Raw genomic sequence first — 3,710 nt, 5'->3', positions numbered from 1 at the left:
AGCCGCTGCCGGACGTCCCGGTCGGGGCCGTCGTTCGGGCGCCTGTACCCGTCGTTCGGCGATCGGTCGGGGTCGGGGTCGCCAACCGGTGCCACTGGAACTCCGCCTGCCCATCCGCGTGCCCATCCGCGTGTGTCGTGGTGGCGACGGCCAGGATCTCCTCGGGTGCCACGCCGAGGTCGTGCAGGCGTCGCCCAGGGTCGGCGTCGCGGAGCCGCTCGCTGCGCCGGACCCGGACGGTCCGCCCGCAATCCCGGCATCTCGACGGTTGCCCCTGCTGCGCCGGTTGCGCTGGTTGCGCTGGTTGCGCCGGTTGCGCCGGTTGCGCCGGTTGCGCTGGTTGCGCCGGTTGCGCTGGTTGCGCTGGTTGCGCTGGTTGCGCTGGTTGCGCTGGTTGCGCTGGTTGCGCTGGTTGCGCTGGTTGCGCCTCACGGTGACCGTCATCACCGTCACCGTCACCGTGATGACAGCCACAGTGGTGGCACTGGCCTGGGACGGAAAACGATGCCCAGGTCAGCGGTTCCGCACCAGGGGGCAGGGCTTCGAGGAGCTCACCGACGGTGGCATGGTGATCGACCGACAGTGGGTGGACAGGCCCGTCCAGCGGCCGGTGGTGTGGACAGTGACCGTCCCTGGTCAACGTGACCGGCGCGGTCTGGCCGGTGCCGCCGTCTATGCGCAGCATCCGGTACTCCGGCGGGTTGCCGAACAGCACGCGCAACGCGACCAGCGTCATCCACCCGGCGACGATCGACGTGGCCACGATCGACGCCGGGTGCGGACCGTCCGCCCGGATCTCGGCGCAGCTCCACGGCAGGTCGGACTCGCCGCGCTCGTGTGGGGTGAGCGAGCAGCCGTAGCAGGGCTCGCCCGGGTCCATCCGCAACCGGATCTCACCGCCCCACGCGAAGGTGCCGCCGTCCACGAGTGGCGCGCCGACCAGCGCTGCCCGTCCGAGCAGGCGTAATCGGGCACGCCGGGCGTCGAGACAGCCCAGGACGACCCCGGCGTCGGCCAACTCGCCGAGGCCGACCCCGGCGGCCAGGTCGGCCTGTCGGGTCTCGACGGCGACATCCGGGGCGAGCCGGTCCAGCGCGGTGGCCGCAGCGATGACCTTCGGTCGTCCGATGTCCTCCGGTTCGAGCAGCACCGCACGGCTGAGGTTGCTCGCCGCGACCGTGTCCGGGTCGCAGAGGATCAGCCGTCCGACACCGGCGAGTGCCAGGTTCTTGGCCACCTCGTTGCCGAGCGCGCCCACTCCGACGATCACCGCGGTGCTGGTGGTGAGCAGGTCCTGGTCCCAGTCGGGGATGAGGCGATGGCGGGCGTAGCGGTCGCCCACCAGGGTCATCGCTCCACCCGGTTGAGCGTGACCGGGCAGTGGGTGAGCGCTCCGTCGGGCCGCCAGTCGTCCCAGCAGGTCAGGCCGGCGACCGGGTCCCGGTGCACGGCCGCCACGCAGAAGCCGCGGTACATGCCGCACGGACAGACCACCACGTGCTCGCCCGCCCGGAAGGTGTGACCGCAGACCAGGCACGTTGGGGCGTCCAGGAACTTCGGGGCGTTCGACTTCGGGGCGTTCGACTTCGGGGCGTTCAGGAGCTTCGGGGCGTCCGGCCCCAGGTCGGGCCGGGCAACCTGGAGCGCGTGCGGGGCGAGTCGGACGATCGGTACGTCCCCGGCGGGCGGCCAGGCGGCGAGCAGGCCGGCGGCGAACGCGGCCAGTTCCTCGGCGTCCTTCCCGGCGTCCTGCGCGGTTCCGTTCACAGTTTCGTTCGCTTTATCCGTCGCAGTTTCGGTCGCGGCCTTGTCCGCACAGCGCAAGGCTGGATCAAGGTGGACGACCAGGCCGGCGTCATCGGCCCCGCGCACGCGGACCCTGTCCCCGCGACGGAAGGTGTGACCGCATGTTCTGCATCTGAGGTGCGTCCACCATGACTCCGAGTGGGTGACGGCGGTCCGGCTCCCGTCGCCGCCGACCGGACTGCCTTCCAGTGCCTCACCGGATGGTTGCGGGTCCAGCCCCTCGCTGATGCCGGCTTCGAGCGCGGCCAACTCGCCGGCACCCGGGGGCTCGGAGCTCAGCCGCACAGCATCTGCTCCGTGGGGCCACCGCCGAGGTCCGCCAGCAGCGCCTCAAGGACGGCCGGGCGGAACGCGTCGCCGATGATCTCCACCCCGGACCCGGTCACGGTGATCCGCAACCGGACCAGCCGACCGTCTGGATGGTCGGCGTACTCGGATCCGTCGATGAGGTCCGGCAGGGACTCGACGAACGTGTTACCGCCGGTCCGGGCTTCCGCCATGCTTCCGTCCGCCCCACGGCCGCCGTCCGTCCCGCTGTCGTCCGTCTGGCTGCTATCCGTCCCGCTGCCATCGGTGGACTGCTTCACCGATCATCCCCCCATCGTCCCGGGATCGGCTGCCCACAGTGCGGGCAGGTGCCGTGCGTGACCACCGATTCCAGTGTCTCCCAGATGCCGCGTTGCACCAGCGACATCTCACATACCGGACAGCGGGTTTCCCGGCCGGCGGCGCCGAGTGCCCGTTCGACGTAGACGAACCGCAGGCCGGCGTCCCACCCGGCCGCCCGCGCCGCAGCCAGAGCCTGCGGGCTGGTCGGGGGCGGCCGGCGCATCCGGAAGTCCGGAGTGAAGCGCAGCAGATGCCAGGGGATGTCCGGGTCGATGCCGGCGAGGTGGCGGGCGATGGCGCGCAGCGCGTCCGGTTCGGCGGACACCCCGGGGATCAGCGGCGTGGACACCTCCACCCACACGCCGGCGGCACGGAACCGCTCGACCGCGTCCAGCACGGGACGCAGCGGCGCGCCGGTCAGCCGCTGATGGGCGGACTCCCGCGCGGCCTTGACGTCGATGTTCACCGCGTCCAGCACCCCCGCGACCAGGTCGATCGCGGGCGCGGTGAGGAAACCGTTGGTCTTCCACACGAGCGGCACGCCTGCCGGGGCTGCGAGGGCCGCAAGGTCCAGGGTCAGCTCCGGGGCGAGGCTCGGCTCGCTGTAGGACATGCCGAGGGACGCGCCGTCCGCGGCGGCCTGCGCGACCAGCTCGGCGGGTTGTGCGGGCCGGGCCGTCCAGGCGACGTCGGCGACCTGGCCATACTGGGACAACCTGTGGTTGACGCAGTAGTTGCAGCGGAACGAGCATCCCGGCCCGGCGATCGTGAGCACCCGGCTCCCCGGCCGGACGTGGTAGAGCGGCTTGCGCTCGATCGCGTCGAGGTGCGCGACGGCGACCGCGTAGGTGGCGGTCTCCAGCACGCCGGCGTGGTTACGCCGCACGGCACAGACGCCGGTCTCGCCCGACCCCAGCTCGCAGCCGTGCGGGCACAGTAGGCAGCGGATCCGTTGGTCGTCTGCGTGGCTTTCGCCGAGTACCGCCGGCCGCCACGCCGGCTCATGCAGGCCGTCAGACATGACGTGCTCCGACCGCGGATGGCCGGTCGCCCGAACCCCGCGCCGGCGGTCGCCCGAGCCCCGCGCCGGCGGGCCGGCGGTCGCCCGAACGATGTGACTTTCGTGCTGCTCCGATAGCAGTGGATTCACATCCTTCGGCCGGCGGGCGAAGGCTCGCTCGAGCCCCGCGCCGGCGGGCCGGCGCGCCGGCGGTTGTCCACTCCAGGAGGCCCGCCGATGCGGGTCTGGTCGTCGGTGGTCGGGGTGAGTAGGGCGTGGATGGTGTCGGTGAGGG

4 protein-coding genes are annotated in these 3,710 nt (G+C 72.2%); all 4 read right to left on the bottom strand.

Annotation, left to right across the window (positions count from 1 at the left end):
• The coding region (locus tag U9978_RS23820; RefSeq protein WP_322763385.1) for a ThiF family adenylyltransferase at positions 1-1,351 on the bottom strand (1,351 nt) is incomplete at its 3' end.
• Positions 1,348-2,091: a hypothetical protein gene (locus U9978_RS23815; protein ID WP_322763384.1), complete on the bottom strand. Its 744-nt coding sequence runs from the start codon at positions 2,089-2,091 to the stop codon at positions 1,348-1,350. The genes U9978_RS23815 and U9978_RS23820, both read right to left, overlap by 4 nt.
• The gene (locus tag U9978_RS23810) at positions 2,082-2,306 is read right to left on the bottom strand and encodes a radical SAM-modified peptide, FtsH ternary system-associated (protein ID WP_416211124.1); all 225 of its coding nucleotides are present in this window, start codon (positions 2,304-2,306) and stop codon (positions 2,082-2,084) included. Before U9978_RS23810 ends, U9978_RS23815 begins: the two co-directional genes overlap by 10 nt.
• An 83-nt stretch (positions 2,307-2,389) precedes the next feature.
• Positions 2,390-3,436, bottom strand: coding sequence for an AmmeMemoRadiSam system radical SAM enzyme (gene amrS / locus U9978_RS23805; protein WP_322763382.1), 1,047 nt, complete (start codon positions 3,434-3,436; stop codon positions 2,390-2,392).
• Positions 3,437-3,710: the final 274 nt, after the last annotated feature.

Source organism: Protofrankia sp. Cr2, assembly GCF_963555885.1.
Classification (GTDB): Bacteria; Actinomycetota; Actinomycetes; order Frankiales; family Frankiaceae; genus Protofrankia.
This window is presented reverse-complemented; position numbering and strand designations above follow the sequence as displayed.